Annotated in this window: 18 protein-coding genes; 7 read left to right on the top strand and 11 right to left on the bottom strand. The window is 45.6% G+C overall.

Annotated features, from left to right (window positions below; genetic code table 11):
• Positions 1-4: 4 nt before the first annotated feature.
• From mltB to lipA, 6 genes are all read left to right on the top strand, one after another.
• A complete protein-coding gene (gene mltB / locus L5M37_RS06090) occupies positions 5-1081 on the top strand; it encodes a lytic murein transglycosylase B (RefSeq protein WP_263199802.1) in 1077 nt (358 codons plus the stop codon).
• The gene (locus L5M37_RS06085) at positions 1065-1910 is read left to right on the top strand and encodes a septal ring lytic transglycosylase RlpA family protein (RefSeq protein ID WP_028761482.1); all 846 of its coding nucleotides are present in this window, start codon (positions 1065-1067) and stop codon (positions 1908-1910) included. Before mltB ends, L5M37_RS06085 begins: the two co-directional genes overlap by 17 nt.
• Positions 1911-2051: 141 nt before the next feature.
• Positions 2052-3227, top strand: coding sequence for a serine hydrolase (locus L5M37_RS06080; RefSeq protein ID WP_028761483.1), 1176 nt, complete (start codon positions 2052-2054; stop codon positions 3225-3227).
• Positions 3228-3348: 121 nt separating this feature from the next.
• Positions 3349-3615: a DUF493 family protein YbeD gene (ybeD, locus tag L5M37_RS06075; RefSeq protein ID WP_006082758.1), complete on the top strand. Its 267-nt coding sequence runs from the start codon at positions 3349-3351 to the stop codon at positions 3613-3615.
• Between the two features lie 93 nt (positions 3616-3708).
• The gene (gene lipB / locus L5M37_RS06070; protein ID WP_173243224.1) at positions 3709-4362 is read left to right on the top strand and encodes a lipoyl(octanoyl) transferase LipB; all 654 of its coding nucleotides are present in this window, start codon (positions 3709-3711) and stop codon (positions 4360-4362) included.
• Complete coding sequence (gene lipA / locus L5M37_RS06065) at positions 4359-5324, top strand: lipoyl synthase (protein WP_028761485.1); 966 nt, start codon at positions 4359-4361, stop codon at positions 5322-5324. Before lipB ends, lipA begins: the two co-directional genes overlap by 4 nt.
• A gap of 176 nt (positions 5325-5500) precedes the next feature.
• Here lipA and L5M37_RS06060 read toward each other — a convergent pair whose 3' ends face one another.
• The gene (locus L5M37_RS06060; RefSeq protein ID WP_411569065.1) at positions 5501-6088 is read right to left on the bottom strand and encodes a GNAT family N-acetyltransferase; all 588 of its coding nucleotides are present in this window, start codon (positions 6086-6088) and stop codon (positions 5501-5503) included.
• A gap of 47 nt (positions 6089-6135) precedes the next feature.
• Positions 6136-6501 (bottom strand): hypothetical protein, encoded by a 366-nt coding sequence (locus L5M37_RS06055; protein ID WP_028761487.1) that lies wholly within the window; start codon positions 6499-6501, stop codon positions 6136-6138.
• Between the two features lie 243 nt (positions 6502-6744).
• Between L5M37_RS06055 and dpsA the strand changes: the two genes are divergently transcribed.
• Entirely contained in the window at positions 6745-7212 is a 468-nt protein-coding gene (gene dpsA / locus L5M37_RS06050) for a DNA starvation/stationary phase protection protein DpsA (protein ID WP_028761488.1), read from the top strand.
• Positions 7213-7306: 94 nt separating this feature from the next.
• Here dpsA and L5M37_RS06045 read toward each other — a convergent pair whose 3' ends face one another.
• The 9 genes from L5M37_RS06045 to L5M37_RS06005 form a co-directional block, all read right to left on the bottom strand.
• Positions 7307-8563 (bottom strand): DUF1624 domain-containing protein, encoded by a 1257-nt coding sequence (locus L5M37_RS06045; RefSeq protein ID WP_263199800.1) that lies wholly within the window; start codon positions 8561-8563, stop codon positions 7307-7309.
• Positions 8553-10724 (bottom strand): TonB-dependent siderophore receptor, encoded by a 2172-nt coding sequence (locus L5M37_RS06040; RefSeq protein ID WP_263199798.1) that lies wholly within the window; start codon positions 10722-10724, stop codon positions 8553-8555. Before L5M37_RS06040 ends, L5M37_RS06045 begins: the two co-directional genes overlap by 11 nt.
• Positions 10725-10809: 85 nt before the next feature.
• Positions 10810-11100 carry a DUF2607 family protein gene (locus tag L5M37_RS06035; RefSeq protein WP_028761491.1) on the bottom strand — a complete coding sequence of 97 codons (291 nt, stop codon included), beginning with the start codon at positions 11098-11100 and terminating at the stop codon, positions 10810-10812.
• A gap of 154 nt (positions 11101-11254) precedes the next feature.
• A complete protein-coding gene (locus L5M37_RS06030; protein ID WP_263199797.1) occupies positions 11255-12256 on the bottom strand; it encodes a siderophore ABC transporter substrate-binding protein in 1002 nt (333 codons plus the stop codon).
• On the bottom strand, positions 12253-13035 hold the full coding sequence (locus tag L5M37_RS06025) for an ABC transporter ATP-binding protein (RefSeq protein ID WP_263199795.1): 783 nt from the start codon (positions 13033-13035) through the stop codon (positions 12253-12255). The genes L5M37_RS06030 and L5M37_RS06025 overlap by 4 nt, the downstream gene beginning before the upstream one ends.
• Entirely contained in the window at positions 13032-13982 is a 951-nt protein-coding gene (locus L5M37_RS06020; protein WP_263199792.1) for an iron chelate uptake ABC transporter family permease subunit, read from the bottom strand. The genes L5M37_RS06025 and L5M37_RS06020 overlap by 4 nt, the downstream gene beginning before the upstream one ends.
• Complete coding sequence (locus L5M37_RS06015; RefSeq protein ID WP_115016895.1) at positions 13979-14920, bottom strand: ABC transporter permease; 942 nt, start codon at positions 14918-14920, stop codon at positions 13979-13981. Before L5M37_RS06015 ends, L5M37_RS06020 begins: the two co-directional genes overlap by 4 nt.
• 72 nt (positions 14921-14992) lie before the next feature.
• Positions 14993-15703: a TetR/AcrR family transcriptional regulator gene (locus L5M37_RS06010; protein ID WP_263199791.1), complete on the bottom strand. Its 711-nt coding sequence runs from the start codon at positions 15701-15703 to the stop codon at positions 14993-14995.
• 92 nt (positions 15704-15795) lie between these two features.
• Positions 15796-17913 (bottom strand): TonB-dependent receptor, encoded by a 2118-nt coding sequence (locus L5M37_RS06005; protein ID WP_263199789.1) that lies wholly within the window; start codon positions 17911-17913, stop codon positions 15796-15798.
• Positions 17914-17928: the final 15 nt, after the last annotated feature.

Genomic DNA, 17928 nt, shown 5'->3' with positions numbered 1-17928 from the left:
TTTTATGCCTACTCTCCGAGCTTATTTGGCTCCACTCGGTTTACTGTGTTTAAGTTCATGCTTAGTCGCATGCACCACGGCAAATGAACCGACACCCGCGCATGCACCCGCTTCAAGCACGCCAGTGGCTCCAGCAGTGGATAAAGTATTAGTACCCGCCACTCCCTCTGAACTCAAAGAAGAGTTTATCCAAGCTCAAGTAAAACAAGGTTTTACTCGGACAGAAGTGCTCGCTTTTCTCGACAAAGCAAAATACAACCAAGGGGTTATCGATGCGATGACCCGCCCATGGGAAGCAAAACCTTGGCATGTGTATTACCCGATTTTTTTAACAGAAAAACGTCTTGATGCTGGGCTTGCTTTTTGGAAAAAACACGAGAAAACCATTGCTAAAGCGGCGGCTAAGTACCAAGTCGACCCACAGATTATCGTCGCCATTATTGGGATTGAAACCTTCTACGGGCAGTTCACAGGAAATTACCCTGTGATTGATTCCCTCTATACCTTAGGTTTTCACTATCCGCCTCGCGCCACCTTTTTCCGCAAGGAATTTGGTGAGTTGATGAAATTAGTCAAAGAAGAACACTTAGATATCAATACCCTCAAAGGCTCCTATGCAGGTGCCATGGGTTATGGGCAGTTTATTCCCTCAAGTTACCGCCATTACGCCGTCGATTTCGATAACAGTGGTAACCGCGATTTATTGCAAAGCCCAGAGGATGCGATTGGCAGTGTTGCCAATTATTTCCATGAACACGGTTGGCAAGCCAATGCTCCTGTTGCTTTACCGCTGGTCAATAGCAGCCAAACAGCGCCAAAAGCGAAAGTATGGTCAGGCGAAAAGCTCAATTATAAAGTCGCCAATATTCTAACGCCAACCTTGTCCTTGGCTGATGCGAGGGACTTGGATGTCTCGCAAAAAGCCTTACTCATTAAACTGGAACAAGCCGATCACGATGATTATTGGCTTGGCTTAAACAATTTTTATGTAATCACTCGCTATAATCGCAGTCCTTTGTATTCAATGGCCGTTTATCAATTTAGCCAACAATTAAAGGAACAGCATGCCGCTAAAAAATAATCTTTTACAGCTTGTCGCTTTGGTTGCGTGCTTCACACTTGTTGCGTGTTCTTCGAGCCCAAACCAAGCTAGCTCCAGCACAAACAAAAAAAATATGGATCCCAACAAGGGGCGCTATTCGCTAAAGAATGACAAGTTGCCACTCAATCCACCCAATGTGGACCATGTGCCAAATGCCACGCCTAAATACGAACCCTATAGTCGCCGCGGTAACAAGCCCTATACGGTTTACGGCGAGTCTTACACTGTGATGAACACAGGCCAAGGTTTTAGTGAAACGGGCCGTGCCTCATGGTACGGTGAAAAATTTCATGGCTATGAGACATCCAATGGCGAACCCTATGACATGTATTCCATGTCAGGTGCTCATAAAACGCTGCCACTGCCAAGTTATGCTCGGATCACTAACTTAGATAACAATAAGCAAGTGATCATTCGTATCAACGATCGCGGGCCATTCCACTCAGACCGTATTCTCGACGTCTCCTACGCTGCCGCCTATAAACTCGGCATGCTCGGCAAAGGAACCGCGCGGATCAAACTCGATGTGGTGTATGTCGGCAGTGTCGCGGCCACTAATTCGGCTATTGCCAGCGCGCAAGATACAGGTAATCATTACATTCAGTTAGTCGCATCGAAAGATAAAGCCAAACTCAATACCATGGCGAAAAATCTGGAGCGAAAATATCAGGTAAAGACCCGTGTACAAGCCGCAAACAATATGTTTAGACTACAGCTCGGCCCCATAGGCCAACCTGAGTTAGCAGAAAAACTGCTCAATAACGTCCAGCAAAATGGGTTTCCTGAGGGCTATATAGTCCATGAGTAATGACTGTTTGCTCGGACCAGAATTGATTTAAAAATAGAGATGAAGGAACCTTCACTAAAACCCACAGTCAGAAAGTGGTACACTGTTGGAGATCTTCTCGAATCCTTTCCATTTAATACAACCAAAAGACGTGCCAAGTTAATGATGAATTTTGTAAAAAGTCCCATTAAAACATTGCTGCTAATTTCCAGTGTGTCTCTCCCCGTTTATGCTGCGCAGCCTATTATTACACCTGATGCACCAGCAGTGGCCGCCAAGGCTTTCGTCTTGATGGATTATAATTCGGGCCAGATTATCGCTGAGAGTAACGCTTATGAAAGCCTTAACCCAGCCAGCCTAACTAAAATGATGACCAGCTATGTCATAGGTCAAGAAATCAAAGCGGGCAATGTCTCGGTCGATGATGATGTGACTATCAGTAAAAATGCCTGGTCTAAAAACTTCTCTGACTCATCGAAGATGTTCATTGAAGTTGGAACTACCGTTAAAGTCGGGGATTTAAACCGCGGTATCATCATCCAATCGGGTAACGATGCGTGTGTAGCTATGGCAGAGCATATCGCTGGCACCGAAGGCGCCTTCGTTGACATGATGAACTCATGGACAAAACAGCTGGGTATGCGTGATAGCTACTTCGAAAACTCCCATGGATTAGACTCAGAAAACCACAAAACAACTGCCTATGATATGGCATTGTTAGGTGCAGCCTTAATCCGCGACGTTCCAGAAGAATACCGCATCTATAGCGAAAAATTTTATACCTTCAACGGTATCAAACAATATAACCGTAATGGTTTGTTGTGGGATAACAGCATGAGCGTGGACGGTATCAAGACAGGCCACACCTCTGGTGCAGGTTACAACTTAGTCGCATCTGCAACCAAAGACGGCATGCGTTTGATTTCTGTGGTTCTGGGTACTCAAAGTGAATCAGCCCGTAAAGCTGAAAGTAAAAAGTTACTGACCTATGGCTTCCGTTTCTTTGAAACTGTCACGCCTTACAAAGCGGGTGATAGCTTCACAACCCAACAAATATGGTACGGTGACAAGAGCACTGTTGATTTAGGCGTCGCAACTGATACACCTATTACGATCAGCCGTGGCCGCGGTAAAGACTTGAAAGCAAACTTCGAATTGACTAAGCCATTAGATGCACCGTTGAAAAAAGGTGAAACTGTAGGCCGTCTATTCTTCCAACTAGATGGTAAAGACATTGCCCAGTTCCCACTGGTGACGTTGCAAGAAGTCAACGAAGGTAGCTGGTTTAGTAAATTAGTCGATTACTTTAAGCAGATGTTTTCTGGATGGTTTAGCTAAGCTAAGTCCCATAAATAAAGCCACCTTAGGGTGGCTTTATTTTTTTGGGGAGTGCATCGCCCTTGAATCGGGTATAATCGCCACCATATATATCCCAATATAGCCGCTAAGAGTACTGAGTATGTTAGACACTAAATTTGATGAACTGATGGATTTCCCTTGCGCATTTCCTTTTAAGGTCGTCGGTGAAGCCCACGAAACGCTAACTGACAAAGTCGTGGCTGTGGTACAAAAACATGCACCGGGTGATTATTCACCTTCGACAAAAACGTCGAGCAAAGGTAGCTATCACTCCATTACTATCCGCGTGACAGTGACCAGCAAAGACCATATCGAAATTTTGTACACTGAACTTGCCGCCATCGAAGGCGTACGCCGCGTACTATAAATATTCCTCAAGGCCATGAAATGTGATCTGTCTTACATTTATGGTCAAGAGGCGTATAATAGCGCCACTCAATTCTAAGGGGAGAGGTTGCCCTTGCAAGACACGACTTTGCACATTCGGCATCTTGGAAAACAAGATTACGAATCAGTGTGGCATGCTATGCAGCACTACACTGACACGCGTAATAGTGAGAGCCCAGATGAGCTGTGGATAGTAGAACACCCACCCGTGTTTACCCAAGGCCAAGCTGGTAAAAGCGAGCATATTTTGAATGCTGGCGATATTCCTGTGATCCAAGTGGACCGTGGTGGCCAAGTCACTTACCACGGCCCTGGACAACTAGTGGTATATCCTCTTCTCGACATAAAACGTAGTAAAGTCGGCGTGCGTCAACTCGTTACTCATATAGAGCAAAGCATTGTCGATATGCTCGCCAAGTACGAAATTAACGCTTATGCCAAGGCCGATGCGCCGGGCGTATATGTGGACGAACGTAAAATTGCCTCCCTCGGATTACGCATCCGTAAAGGCTGTTCATTCCATGGATTAGCCCTTAATGTCGATATGGATTTAGCACCATTTCGCCGCATCAACCCTTGTGGTTATGCCGGTCTTGAAATGGTGCAATGCAAAGCACTTGGCGGACCACAAACCGTGATTGAAGCGGGCGAGCAACTTACTATTACTTTTAGCCAATTACTGGGCTATCAACACCTAGTTCATCATCAAGGATTAGCAGCGTCATGAATAGGCCTGAACGTTTACAACCCGGAGTAAAACTAAGAGATGCCGATAAAGTGTCTCGTATTCCGGTCAAAATCGTCCCATCAGAGCGCGACACTATGTTGCGTAAACCCGATTGGTTACGGGTTAAACTGCCGGCATCGAATCAACGCATTTTAGACATCAAGCAAGCGCTGCGTAAAAATGGCCTGCACTCGGTCTGTGAAGAAGCCTCTTGCCCTAACCTCGCGGAATGCTTCAACCACGGCACAGCAACCTTTATGATTTTGGGTGCGATTTGTACTCGTCGTTGCCCATTCTGCGACGTGGCCCATGGTCGTCCGCTTAAGCCTGATGCTGAAGAGCCAGTTAAATTGGCGCAAACTATCCGCGATATGAAGCTGAAATATGTGGTGATTACCTCTGTAGATCGTGACGATTTACGTGATGGTGGCGCCCAGCATTTTGCCGATTGTATCCGTGAGATCCGCAAACTAAATCCGGACATCAAGATCGAAACCTTAGTGCCTGATTTCCGTGGTCGTATCGATGCTGCCTTAGATATTTTATCGACTGAGCCGCCTGATGTGTTTAACCACAACTTAGAAACGGCGCCCATGCATTATCGTAAAGCGCGCCCAGGTGCGAATTACCAATGGTCGCTCGATCTGCTAAAACGCTTTAAAGAACGTCATCCCAATGTGCCGACTAAATCAGGCCTGATGATGGGACTGGGTGAAACCAACGAAGAGATCGCTCAAGTACTGCGTGATCTGCGTGAACATAAAGTTGAAATGCTGACCTTAGGCCAATACCTACAGCCGTCTAAGTTCCATTTGCCGGTTGAACGTTATGTGCCACCAGCCGAGTTTGATGAGCTTAAAGCCTTAGCCGATGAGTTAGGTTTTACCCATGCAGCCTGTGGCCCATTAGTGCGATCAAGCTACCATGCAGACTTGCAGGCCCAAGGTAAAGAAGTGAAATAACCCTCTTGCTTAGATGCAGAGCTTAGGTGATGTAGATTTCAAGGTTATTAAAATAGAAAAACAGCGCTTAGGTGCTGTTTTTTATTGCCTGTTTTTATGACAGTTGTCTATGACTGTTATTTATGACAAATGATTCGTATAGCTGTCGTTTTTCGACATGAATGCTAATGCTCAGCTTATTCTTGGTTTATCGCTAAATCCATCAAGATAGCATCTTCTTTACCCCCCTCTATCGGGTAGTAACCTTTGCGACGTCCCGATTCAATAAAGCCAGCCTGTTGATATAAAGCACGGGCGCCGAGATTAGACTCTCGCACTTCTAACATAAGCACCACAGCGCCCGATACCTTGGCCGATATCATCACAGCCTTGAGTAATAACTTGCCGTAACCTTTGCCCTGCTGACTCGGTAATAGGCAAATATCCAATAAAGTCACTTCATCGATAATTTGCTGCACTATCGCAAACCCTAAGAGTCCTTCGACGTGATAAGTATCTGAATCCGAAACGACGTCAATATTTGCCTCAGTATTTACATCTACCTCTAAGTTAACACTCAGCTTTAAACCTAGGACACGGTACAAGTGACCAAAACAATCGGCAAGATTCCCCTCACTCATGGGATGGCTATGGGCCAAGGATTCAAGCTGCGCCATTTGGGGAACATCTTCAAGCGTGAGAGCCACAAGCTCAACAGGCAAACCTGCGGTCAATTGTGCTGCGAATGGTGTTGTGAATAGACTATCTACTGGTGGGATGTTCAACGCTGGTATTCCAAAGTATTGGTTATTAATGTATTTACGAGTAGAGCTTAAGACTTGCTTGGCGCTTGGCCGCTAACTTGGTCGCGCCATTGGTAAATCTGCTGCCAGAGCGCGCTTTTAGCCTGCCAACCCACCAATAAATCGGCCAACGGCTCAGACACTAACCATGCGGTACGTGGCCTAACTTTGTGACGTCGCAGATCCCAAACGATCTGTTTACCCGTATGGGGCTCACAGTCAAAATCACATTCGTCACGCTTTATGTCGATAAGCGTTAGCACAGCGTCAATAAGCGGCTCTGCTTCTGGTAACTCACCGTTTTCATCCCAAATCACTAAATAAGGTTTCACCTTAGTGTCGCGCACTCGCCAAGTTGTCACATTCATGGCGGTTAAATAGGCTGATTTATTCATTAAGGTCAGTTTTATTCAATTAAAGTATCGACTCACAATATGCCGCTAGGATAGCAGTTCTGCCATGGCATTGTTACTGCAGCACGGCGAAAGGAGATGATATCTGGCTTTATCGCTTACGAGATTTAACACTCGAAAGTTCAATCGAATTTATAGATTTACAAAATCTAATTTACTCATTTTACATTTAATATCAGAAGATTAGACTAAACACACTCAGTAAGACAATAGAAGGAAAACGCCATGATTAACATAGGTATCAATCAAGCTCACAGAGAAGAAATCGCCGCAGGGCTAAACCAACTATTGGCTGACAGCTACAGTCTTTACCTTAAGACCCATAGCTTTCACTGGAACGTTACTGGCCCAATGTTCACTAGCTTACACTTGCTATTTGAACAGCAGTATACCGAACTTGCCCTTGCGGTCGACCTTATCGCAGAGCGTGTACGTGCATTAGGCGCCAGAGCACTCGGCTCATATTCAGCCTATGCCGCGCTAACCGAGATAAAAGAAGATCAAGGTGTCACTCAAGCCGAAACCATGATCCGCGAACTATTAAGCGATCAGGAGCTAGTAATCCGCAATGCCAGAGCCTTGTATCCGCTGGTAAATCAAGCGAATGATGAGGCGACTGCGGACTTACTCACCCAGCGCATCCAACTGCATGAGAAAAATGCCTGGATGCTACGCAGCTTACTCGCAGAATAATTGCTAAATAGATTATTGCTCTGACCAAAGCAAAAAAGTCGCCAAGTAAACACTTGGCGACTTTTGCCTTTAAAGCTTGATCAAACAGAATAGATTAAAGGTACTTAATCCAAGCCTGAGTGCTGTGCTTTTTATATTCGCTAAATCGCTTAACGGGATAATACAATGCGATGGCTAACACGCCTGCGATCAACCAAACCCATCCTATATTGCTCACGCCAAAGTACTCACCATGGTTTGCGCCAAAGATGAATTTCGCTAAAGTATAAAGCAGTAACAGCATGTACAAATGTAAGATATAGAAGAACATAGGGACTGAGCCAAACACAGATAACCCATGGCCCACTCGCGCTAATCCCCCACCCACTTTCCCATTTGATGCAAAATACCGCTCAAAGGCCACTAAGCAAAAGAACATGCCGCCTAAGGTCACCAGTAAAAAGCTTAATGATGGCGGGTATTTCGTTAAGTTAAATGCCGACATCAAGGTTTCACCCAAATGTGCCCCCGACTGCCAAGGCAAGGTTTCGCCATAAAGGTTAAACCCGCGTAGCACTGCAAAAAGTACCCAACAGCTTATCCCTAACCTCAGCAGTGTTTGCTGGCGCTGCGAGGCTTCAAGCAGATTACTATTCAGTTTTTGGCTGAAAATAGGCCCAGCCACATAACCCAGTAAAATCACGCCCATCCAAGGCAGCGCAGGATAACTCACTTTGATCTTAAGCGCCCCTTCACTGACAAGATATCCGCGGTCGTGCAATAGGGTCCACAGACCGTAAGCCCACTCATTGGGCTGAAAACCAATTGGTGTCAACAGATTATGGCCAAAAACAATCGCAAATCCTAAAAGGGCCATCCAAGGTCTAGGCAGGTTTATCAGTGCAGCGAGCGCTAACATACTCAGACCAATCACCCAAATCACCTGTAACCAAAGGGTGTAATAGCTGAGCATCCAAGAGAGGTTAGAGACGTTAATCACTAAAATTTCCAGCGCGATTAAAAATAGCCCGCGTTTAATCAAAAACATACGTGCTGAACGTGGCTCGCCATGGCTACGATTGGCATAGAGCCATGCAGAAACCCCGGTTAAGAACACAAAGACTGGCGCACAAAAATGGGCGGCAAAGCGACTCACAAAAAGCCCCCAAGAGATCGAACTCAAATCCATAGGATCGCTCACCTGCATGTGAAAGAAAAACCGCTCCCGCACATGGTCGAGTAACATGATAAGCATCACCATGCCGCGCATCATATCGATACTATTAATCCGGGTGCGGCCAATAGAACGACCCCGTTCTTGCTCGGCAAAACCTGAAGATAACGCTGGGTTAGCACTGATATTAGAACTCATAGCTGACACTCACTTTAATGCTACGTGGCTCACCCGGCACCGCCCAAAGAGCGGAATAGCTACTCGCGATGTAATGTTCATCCAGTAAGTTATCCAGATTCACTCCAAGGCTTAAGTTGTCGCTTAAGTGGGTGTTCATAAACAACCCAAGTAACTGATAAGAAGGCAATTGAAAACTAGGATCGGCAGAATCGCCGAGGCGCGAATCCACATAACGCCAGCTAAGCCCTAGATGACCATCAATAGAAAGCCGATTCAAATCCTGTTTCAGAATCACACTCGCGGTATGCTTTGGCACATTCACCAGTGGACTACCTGCAGGAATGAGCACGCCCCAATCAGGATTCAAACTGTCATTGGCGGTACGGGTATTAAGATAGGCATAGGATAATTTTGCTTGTAAATCCTCCGTCAGTTCGGCGGCTAAATCAAGTTCAACCCCGCTACTTTTAGCTTTACCTAAGGTGGCAGAAAAACCAACATTGATAGGATCTGAGGTCAAGATATTGCTCTTTTGAGCATCGAACACGGCTAAACTACCGTTTATAGGAAGATCGTTTAACCAAGTACCATTAAACTTCATCCCCAGTTCAACCGACTGACTCTCTTCCGCTTCGAAGGGCTGACCCGCAAAGTCAGTTCCAGAAAGCGGTAAAAAGCCTTCAGAATAAGAGCTATAGAAACTTAAGACATCGGACCATAAATACACCAGACCCACCTTGGGGCTGACTCGACTATCGGTTTGTTCTGACAGAGTATCTTTCGCGACTTCACTGATATCTTGCTGATAACTATCGAACCTTAGCCCAAGGTGCAACTTCCACTTTTCAGTTAAATCCATTTGATCTTGCAGATAGGTCCCCCACGCCTTTTGAGTCTCGTTATTCTCATACAACAAACTCACCTCTGGCTGAGGCCCACCGTATTGAGGGGCATAGATATCGATGGCGTATTCACCTTTTTTGCCCCGATAACGATACAGTCCCGTCTTCAAATTGTAGTGATAGGCATCGGCACCGAGCAGCAAATTATGACGAATAAACCCCGTATCCACATGACCACTTAACTCTAGACGCAGCGAATTGTCCTCAGAGGCGTAGTCACGATATCTGTGCTGCCTAGTCAGCGTGCGACCATCATCAAATAGCGATTGCCGCCCCTTTGCTAACTCAGCATCAGACGAATAACCCTTCAAGCTAGAGTCTCGGTAGTTATAGCCAGCAGTTAATGACCAATCATCATTTAATTCATAGTCATAGGTCAGCTGATGCCCTGTGGCATTCACCTCCGTTGCGCCATCATTAGGCTCACCTAAATAACGCGAGCGGGGTACGGTATTAATATCGTTATTGAGCACAATAATGCCGCGATCGAATAGCTGTTCCTGCTTGAGATATTCCATTTCATACAGCAAGGAAGCTTTTTCGGAAATCTGCCAACGCACAGACGGCGTAACGATTTTTTTATCGCTAAACACATAATCACGAAAACTATCGTGTTCCTGCCAAGCGCCATTAATCCGAAATGCCAAGTTATCGGTTAAACCTGAGGTCACATCACCTTCTAACCGATATTGGTCGAAACTCCCAGCCGATGCTTTTAAATAACCACTGGTTTCATATTGGGGTTTCTTAGTGACGATATTAACTGTGCCACCGGGCTCCGAGCGGCCATAAAGTGCCGAACCTGGGCCTTTTAAAATCTCGACATAGGCAACGTTTGATAAATCTCTATGACCACTAAAACCTCGGCCACCATTAAAGCCATTGATTAAATACCCCGATGGCATGTTTTCGTTGCCCGGAAAGCCGCGTAGGGAAAAACTATCCCATAAACCACCGCCATTGTTTTGCCGCGCCACACTCGCGGAATAGTCCAGTACATCTTGAAACCGCGTCAGCCCCGCATCTTTTATCAATTGCTCGTCTAACACACTGATCGCTTGAGGAAGTTCAGTTGAGGACACATTGCCACGATAGGCTTGGCGATAGTGGATACTTAAACGTTCAATGTCAGTGTCAAGCACTGCGTCACTCACAGTATCAATAGCTTGTGAACTCGATTGACTGCTTTCTGCGGCCAACAACATTGAAATAGGATTGAGCACAAACAAGGCGCCCAGCAACAGCGCAGTGCGCTTAGGGACATAAAAAGAAGTCATTTTCACTCCGGAAATAAACAGCATCGGCGCCTTAGCTAAGTCAAGGCGCTCAAAGTTAATTAAGATAAATTGAATAAACAGTAACTTATGCTGTTATGGGCGGAGCACGACTATTAAAGAAACGACTAAAAGGTCGCTTAAAGGAAACGGCCTGAAACTCAACCGAAATATAACCCTGTTGAGCGAGTTGGAAATGAAAGGGGGTGCTGGTTAGCGCATGTTGCAACTGGTGCTGATGTAAGCACAGCGAGCAATTGGCCTTAGAGTCTTCACTAGCATGGGAAACACTGTGAACAGCAATGGCAACAGACAATAGCACCAATATGGCAGCAAGCCATATCGCTAGGGTGCGTCTTGTTTGTATCACACTATTCAAACCCTACTTCCTCAGATAATTTGGCAGGCGATTGTATGTTAAGCACTACTAAAGTTGCAAACCGATTTACCTAAGCCGTAGGGCTTAAATGTTACAAGAGGTAACTTATCTCATGAGTCATTAGCTATGCCGTCCATAGACTATTTGCAGTCTGCTACTTTACATAACCCTTTAACACATCATCAATCATGATATTAAGGGATGTTATGCCCGCACCTGTGATATACCAAGCCTCTGGATCCACAAAAATAATGTTCCCCGTCTTCCAAGCGTTAGTTTCACGCAAAAGAGGATTATCAATAGATTGTTTATCCAATACAGGGCTTCGCTCCATCACTGCGGTTCTGTCAACCACGTAAATGATGTCGGGATTGTTTTCAAGAATAAACTCGCTTGATACAGGTTGACCGTGCAGTCCCATCTGCTCTGATAAGCTAGCGGGCTTAACCCCTAGCGCACTGTAAATGAACCCATAGCGTGAACGAATACCTAAAAATCGAAAAGCGCCATTATTATGTAGCACCACCAAGGCTTTTTCTGGCCTGTCTTTAATTACCATTCTGGCGGCTTGGATCTTACTTTCCAGTTCATCCACTTTATGTTTTGCCAAGGTTTGCTTATCGAATAATTTCCCCAGCACCAACAAGTGCTGTTTGACTATATCAAAGTAATCACTGTTGCTGTCTTGATAATCAATATCCAAATGAATGGTTGGTGCCAAATTGGAAAGCGCTTGATAATGACTAGCTTGAACGGATGACATCAGCACCAAATCGGGTTTAAGTGCATAAATACGTTCCATATTGGGTTGAACGATAGCACCTAAATCAACGATATCACTATTGTTGCTGTAGTCTTTCAGGTAGTAAGGAACAAAATCCTTTGGCATACCGACAATGGGAATACCCAACTGTTCGAGATAGTCGACTTCATTCATATCTAGGGCCGCAACACGTACTGGCCGTTTTGTAATAACAGTAGTGCCCAGCTTATGCTCTACCTCTATCGGGGCAAACTCCAACTCAGCCGTTGAAGCACTCGTATCCGATGATGCAAGCTGTACTGATTCGGTTTTATTGTCGCAGGCCAGCAAAAAAGCCGAGCTAAATAACAAAATCGCTATCACTTTAGTACCGCTTTTACATTTCGACGTCACTTGTATTCTCCTTGTAAGTTGAAGTTGAAATAGTTACATACTGTTCCTTGACTCGTTTTCAGCACCTCAAGATCCAGTTCGTACAGTGCTTTTAGCCTTTGTGCTGTGACGACCTCTTCAACGGGTCCAGCGCAGTGCACAACGCCTTGCTTCATGCCGACAATATAGTCGGAGTAGTTCGCCGCAAAATTGATATCGTGAACCACTAACACGACCGTTCGTTTGTAATCGTCACACAGATGGCGAAGTGCCCGCATTATGCTAACGGCATGTTTCATATCCAGATTGTTGAGCGGTTCATCTAACAATAAATAATCCGTTTGCTGCGCAATCGCCATTGCCAGAAAAGCCATTTGGCGTTGTCCGCCGCTAAGTTCATCAATAAATACATTGGCTAATGACTGTAAAGCTAAAAACGACAGCGCTTCATCAATGGCGCGATGATCTTCCTTTGTGAGTGCCCCTTGGTTATAGGGAAAACGACCAAATGCCACTAACTCCCTGACCGTCAGGCGTAAATTGAGGCTGTTAAACTGACGCATAGTTGCCACTTGCTTGGCATAATCCTTCAAGGGAATATTGTGGATAGCAGTACCTTTGAGTAATACCTCGCCCTGCTGGATATTCAGTAACCGACCAATCGACATCAGTAAGGTACTTTTGCCGGCACCGTTGGGGCCGATAAGAGAAGTCATCTGATGTTCGGGAAATTGTGCTGTGACATTTTTTAGCACAGGTTTCGCGCCATAAGACTGATATAAGTTATTGACGGTTATCACACTGCGCTCCGAGGTTTAAGAATTAAGACAAAGAAATAGACGCCACAAAATAGATTAATTAACAGCCCAACACTGGTTTGATAATTAAACAGATGCTCAACGAGCATTTGCGCGATCAGAAAAACCGAGATAGCAACGGCGCATCCTGTTATCAAAGTAAATGAGTGCGACGGATGCCTTGCCAGTGCATAGGCCATGTTCGCGACAAATATCCCCATAAAAGCAGTCGGCCCCACTAAACTGGTTGATATTGCGACCAATACCGCGATAAGACCCAATAGCAGGCGCACCACTTTTTGATAATCAATACCAAGAGAGATAGCTTGCTCCCGCCCCATCAGTAATACATCAAGTACAGCACGCACTCTCCAAGCGGCAATACACACAGCACTGACAAGCACTAAAGAGATAAGCAATTGCTCTGGTTGAGCGCGGTTGAACGACGCTAGGCTATAGCTCTGGAAAATTGAAAATTCACCGGGACTGATAGAATATTGGATTAACTGAGTAAAACTGCCTAACACCACAGTGAGCACTAAGCCCACAAGCAGTAGGAAGAACACATCATGTCGATCTCCACTAAATAGCCAGCGGTGAATCGCCATTGAGTAAAGCAACATCACCACGACTGAGACAAAGAAATTGCTGTTAGCGATGATCAGAATACTGCTGCCCGTCCCTAAGATAAGGATCAACAGTGCCTGCAAAATCAAGTAAACGCCTTCATACCCCATGATAGATGGCGTTAAAATGCGATTTCCGGCTAAGGTCTGAAACAGTATCGAAGAAAACGCAATACAGACACCACCAAGGCAAATAGTGCCCAAACGCACCAATCGATTCGGTATGACATAGTCAAAATCAAAGCCTGAGCCCATCAATAAAAATGTGACTGCCAACATAATAGGCAGCCCCCAGCTCAAAAAACGCCATGCACTGTCTTTCATTTGATTTTCCAAACGATAACTAAAAATATGAGTCCACCTAAACAGCTTGCCGTTAGACCTATAGGAATTTCAAAGGGATACAAAACAAGCCGACCAAGCAAGTCACAGATAATCAGTAGTGTTGCGCCAGCAAAGGCGATAATAGGCAAGGTACGTTTTAAATTATCGCCGTAACGCATAGCGACAAGATTAGGAATAATCAAACCAATAAATGGAATGCTCCCGACTGTGATAACTGTGGTCGCTATGGTCAGGGAAACCAGCACTAACCCTAAGATAACTAGGTTGAAATAACTCAGGCCGAGTGTGGTAGCCAAGCCTTCGCCCATTCCTACAATGGTAAAGCGCTGTGCATAAAGGTAGGTCAGTATGACTACGGGAAGGATCAGATAGATGATTTCGTAGTTACCCTGCACGATTTTTGAAAAATCACCCAGCATCCATCCCTGCATACTTTGCATCATATTGTTTTGATAAGCATAAAGTTCCGCTATCGCACTGAGTACACTGCCAAACATAATCCCAATAATTGGAATGAGCACCGGACTCTTATACCGAATACCACGAATAATCAGAATAAAAGCTAAGCTCGCAAGCAGGCAAAAAACCAAAGCCCCCAACATTCTGGCGGTGACACCCATACTCGGGGCATGAATGATTGAAATTAATATGCCTAGTTTGGCGGCATCAAGCCCGCCACAAGTAGCAGGTTCAACAAACTTGTTTTGCACAATCTGCTGCAATATCACGCCACAGACAGCGAGCCCTACACCTGAGCAAATCAAGGCAAAGAGCCGCGGCAGACGACTCGCAGATAACACCAACCAGACATCATCCGAGAACGTCAGCATCTGCGCCACAGAGGCATACTTTGCGCCTAGCAGCAATGAGGCAAAACAAAGCACAAAAAAGCACGTCAGTGCATAAACCACCTTCACAAGCTGATACTTCCTATACGCAATAAATCTTGTACTAATCTGCAGCCGCTATGAGGTTTTCATATCGGCGCGCTATGTTTGAGCCTTATCGGATCCCCCTGCCTTTTGGGCATGGGTAACGGCAATACCCGCTAACACTAAGTCACGTTTTCGCTCCCACCATCTGCGTGCGCCCACCTTCATGATGTCTACCATCGCATTTATCTGCTCAGCTTTATCAGGGAGCTTGGTGGCTTCATCTTCCCAAATTGCGATAATTCGCTCTTTACGTGTCCGGCCATCTGCTTCTGGTTTAGTGGTTGACCACCATCCCAAAAAGCACTCCCCCACCATGTCAACTAAGATATCAACGGCAAGCACAGCCTCATCGAGGGAGAAGCCTTTGCGTTGCAGCTTTTCGACCGATTCAGCAAAAGAACGTCTACCCGATGACGGCGTAACACTGGCCTGATGGATAGATTCAGCGAGGCCAGGATGACGCTCATAGAGTGCCCAAATGGCATCGGTCAATATGATCAATTCGCTCCGCCAATCGGTGGCTGCTGGCGCTCGCCAGTCCAGCTCATTAATTGCAAGCTCAGCGGCAATGAAGATAACGTCATTTCGACCTGCTACGTGATGGTAGAGGGACGAATGATCGACCTTTAAATGCGCCGCTATAGCTGGGATAGTCGCTTGATCAACCCCAATCTCCAACGCAGCTCTGGCGATAGCCTCACGGGAAATACGGCTAGGTCTGCCACGCTGGCGTTTTTGAGTGGGTTGATCCGGTACTTGTGTCATATCGATAAGGTTTCCAAGGCAAAAATGCCATTCTAACCGCTCTTGCTACCCGCTGCATGGCAATACCCAATACAGCGGGTAGAAGCTAGCCGCTAAAACTTCGCCCTAACGCCTACACCTATTTCTCGAGGTTCAAGTAAATATGCATCCACGCCTCCGGTACTTCTGTCAGCCATTTTTGCCACGGGTGCACGTTCATCCAGCAAATTGCGTGCATAAACAAAGGCTTCAAAATATTGGTTGATTTGATAGGAAGAATTCAGGTTTACCGTAGTGTAAGATCCCACTCTTAACTCAGGCTCATTGGTATCCGTTGAAAAGTATCCATCCGTATGGCGCACATCACCGCTCACTTTGATAGTGTCTGTGATTGAATAGTCAAACCCTATATTGAACATATATCCCGGCGCTTTACTAAACTTGTTGCCGACAAACTCCTCACCACGGTAGTCATTAAATTCACTTATCTCAGTTTCAAGTAAACCCAGCCCACCATATAGGCTAAAACTATCGGCTACTTTAAAGTTCCAATCTAATTCAATCCCATAGCTTTGCGCTTCATCGGCATTAATAATGACAGAACCAAAGGGACGTCCATCGAGGTAGTCAGTAACTGAACGTTGTGAATCCTTAAAGCGGGTGTAGAAGAGATTGCTATTTATGATTAAGCGTTGTTCAAGCAGATCGATACGGGTAAAAAGTTCATAGTTCCATGCCGACTCGGCATCAAAGGTATAATATTCGCCGCCGCGGAAGTTAATACCTGTGCCCCCAGGAATATTGCCTTCACTGATCATCGCGCCGATTAAGACGTTATCTGTCAGATCATAGGACAGGGCAACTTTAGGTAATAAAGCCGTAAACGTCTCTTCATATTGATGGCGCACACCTGGAATGTAGCTGGCAATACCATCGTGGCTAATTTCATCAGACTGATAACGAAGAGCGCTGGTGAATGCCCACTTGGGTGAGAAGCGCCATATGACTTCACCGTAGGGGGCAAAACTGGTATGTCTCAGGTCGGCGTCGGCATTACCAAATACGTTATTCAGCTTGTTATTCGTTTTATCATCCCAGTAGAATACACCGGCAACCCCACTAAACTCTGAACTCTTGTCACCAAAGTTCAGCCTTATATCATTCGAAAAGTTTTCATTATCTCGTTTTGCGATCCCTTGATAAGGTGCTGCGAACCGATAATCAAACTGCCCTTCTGAATACTGCAGTTGGTTATGCAACTTCATCCCATTGTCGAACACATATTCAAGATCAAAAATTCCAACATGATTGCTGACTTCTTGATTATCCTGAAAAATTGAACGATTTTCTAAGTCATCATAGGGTTCTGATACCACCTCATTTCTGGGACGTTTAGCCTCAGTGGAGGAATAAGTCAGCATGGCAGAAAAGTTGCTGTATTTTTCGGGTTCCCATAGCAACTTCGCCCGTAGATTTTGGTTTTTAAACTCAAAATCCAAATCATGGGCAGTAAATTCTGGATTAACGTAATCAACAAAAGTATCTCTAGCACTGTAATCTGCGCTAATTCTTGCGGCAAAGTCATTACTGAGCGCACCGGACGCCATGACCGACAAGCGCTGCTTATTCCGACTGCCATAAAGTGCTTGCGCTGCAAATTCTGGCGTATAAGTGGGGTTATGGGTATGGATAACTACAGCGCCAGCAATACTGTTGGCTCCTTGACTGGTCGTTTGCGGACCACGGTAGACTTCAATAGACGACACATCCCACACGCCTGCGGCGCCTAAATCCAGTTCTGCGGGGCTCAGATATTTACCATCCACACTGATAGTTGCACCCGGCACAGGCTTAGATAAGTAGGCATTACCCGCTGCAACAGGCCCTTTAGTATCCGTACCGCGGATAATGGGCGCATCGGTATTTCCGGCATAAATTAAGTTTGGCGTACCGCCGAGAATTTCAGAAATCGTTGATTGGTCGGCATTTTTCCTCAACTGTTCTTCAGTGATCACTGTCACTAAGCTAGCCGTTTCCTTCAGCGTGCGCTCGATTTTCTGACCGTAAACTGTGATGACTTCAATATTTCCCGCTGCATCTTGTTGCTTGGATTGCTTATCTGGAGCAGTTCCACTGTCAGCAATAGTTGAGCCTGAAATAGCGCTAAGCCCCAGCGCAAGAGAACCGATAACCCACTTTGATTGTGGGTAAAACTTACCAAATCGGGGCATGTGTAATAACTCCTT

Source organism: Shewanella sp. SM69 (assembly GCF_025653985.1).
GTDB lineage: Bacteria > Pseudomonadota > Gammaproteobacteria > Enterobacterales > Shewanellaceae > Shewanella > Shewanella oncorhynchi.
The sequence above is the reverse complement of the archived record's forward strand: the minus strand, read 5'-3'. Positions and strand labels throughout refer to the sequence as shown.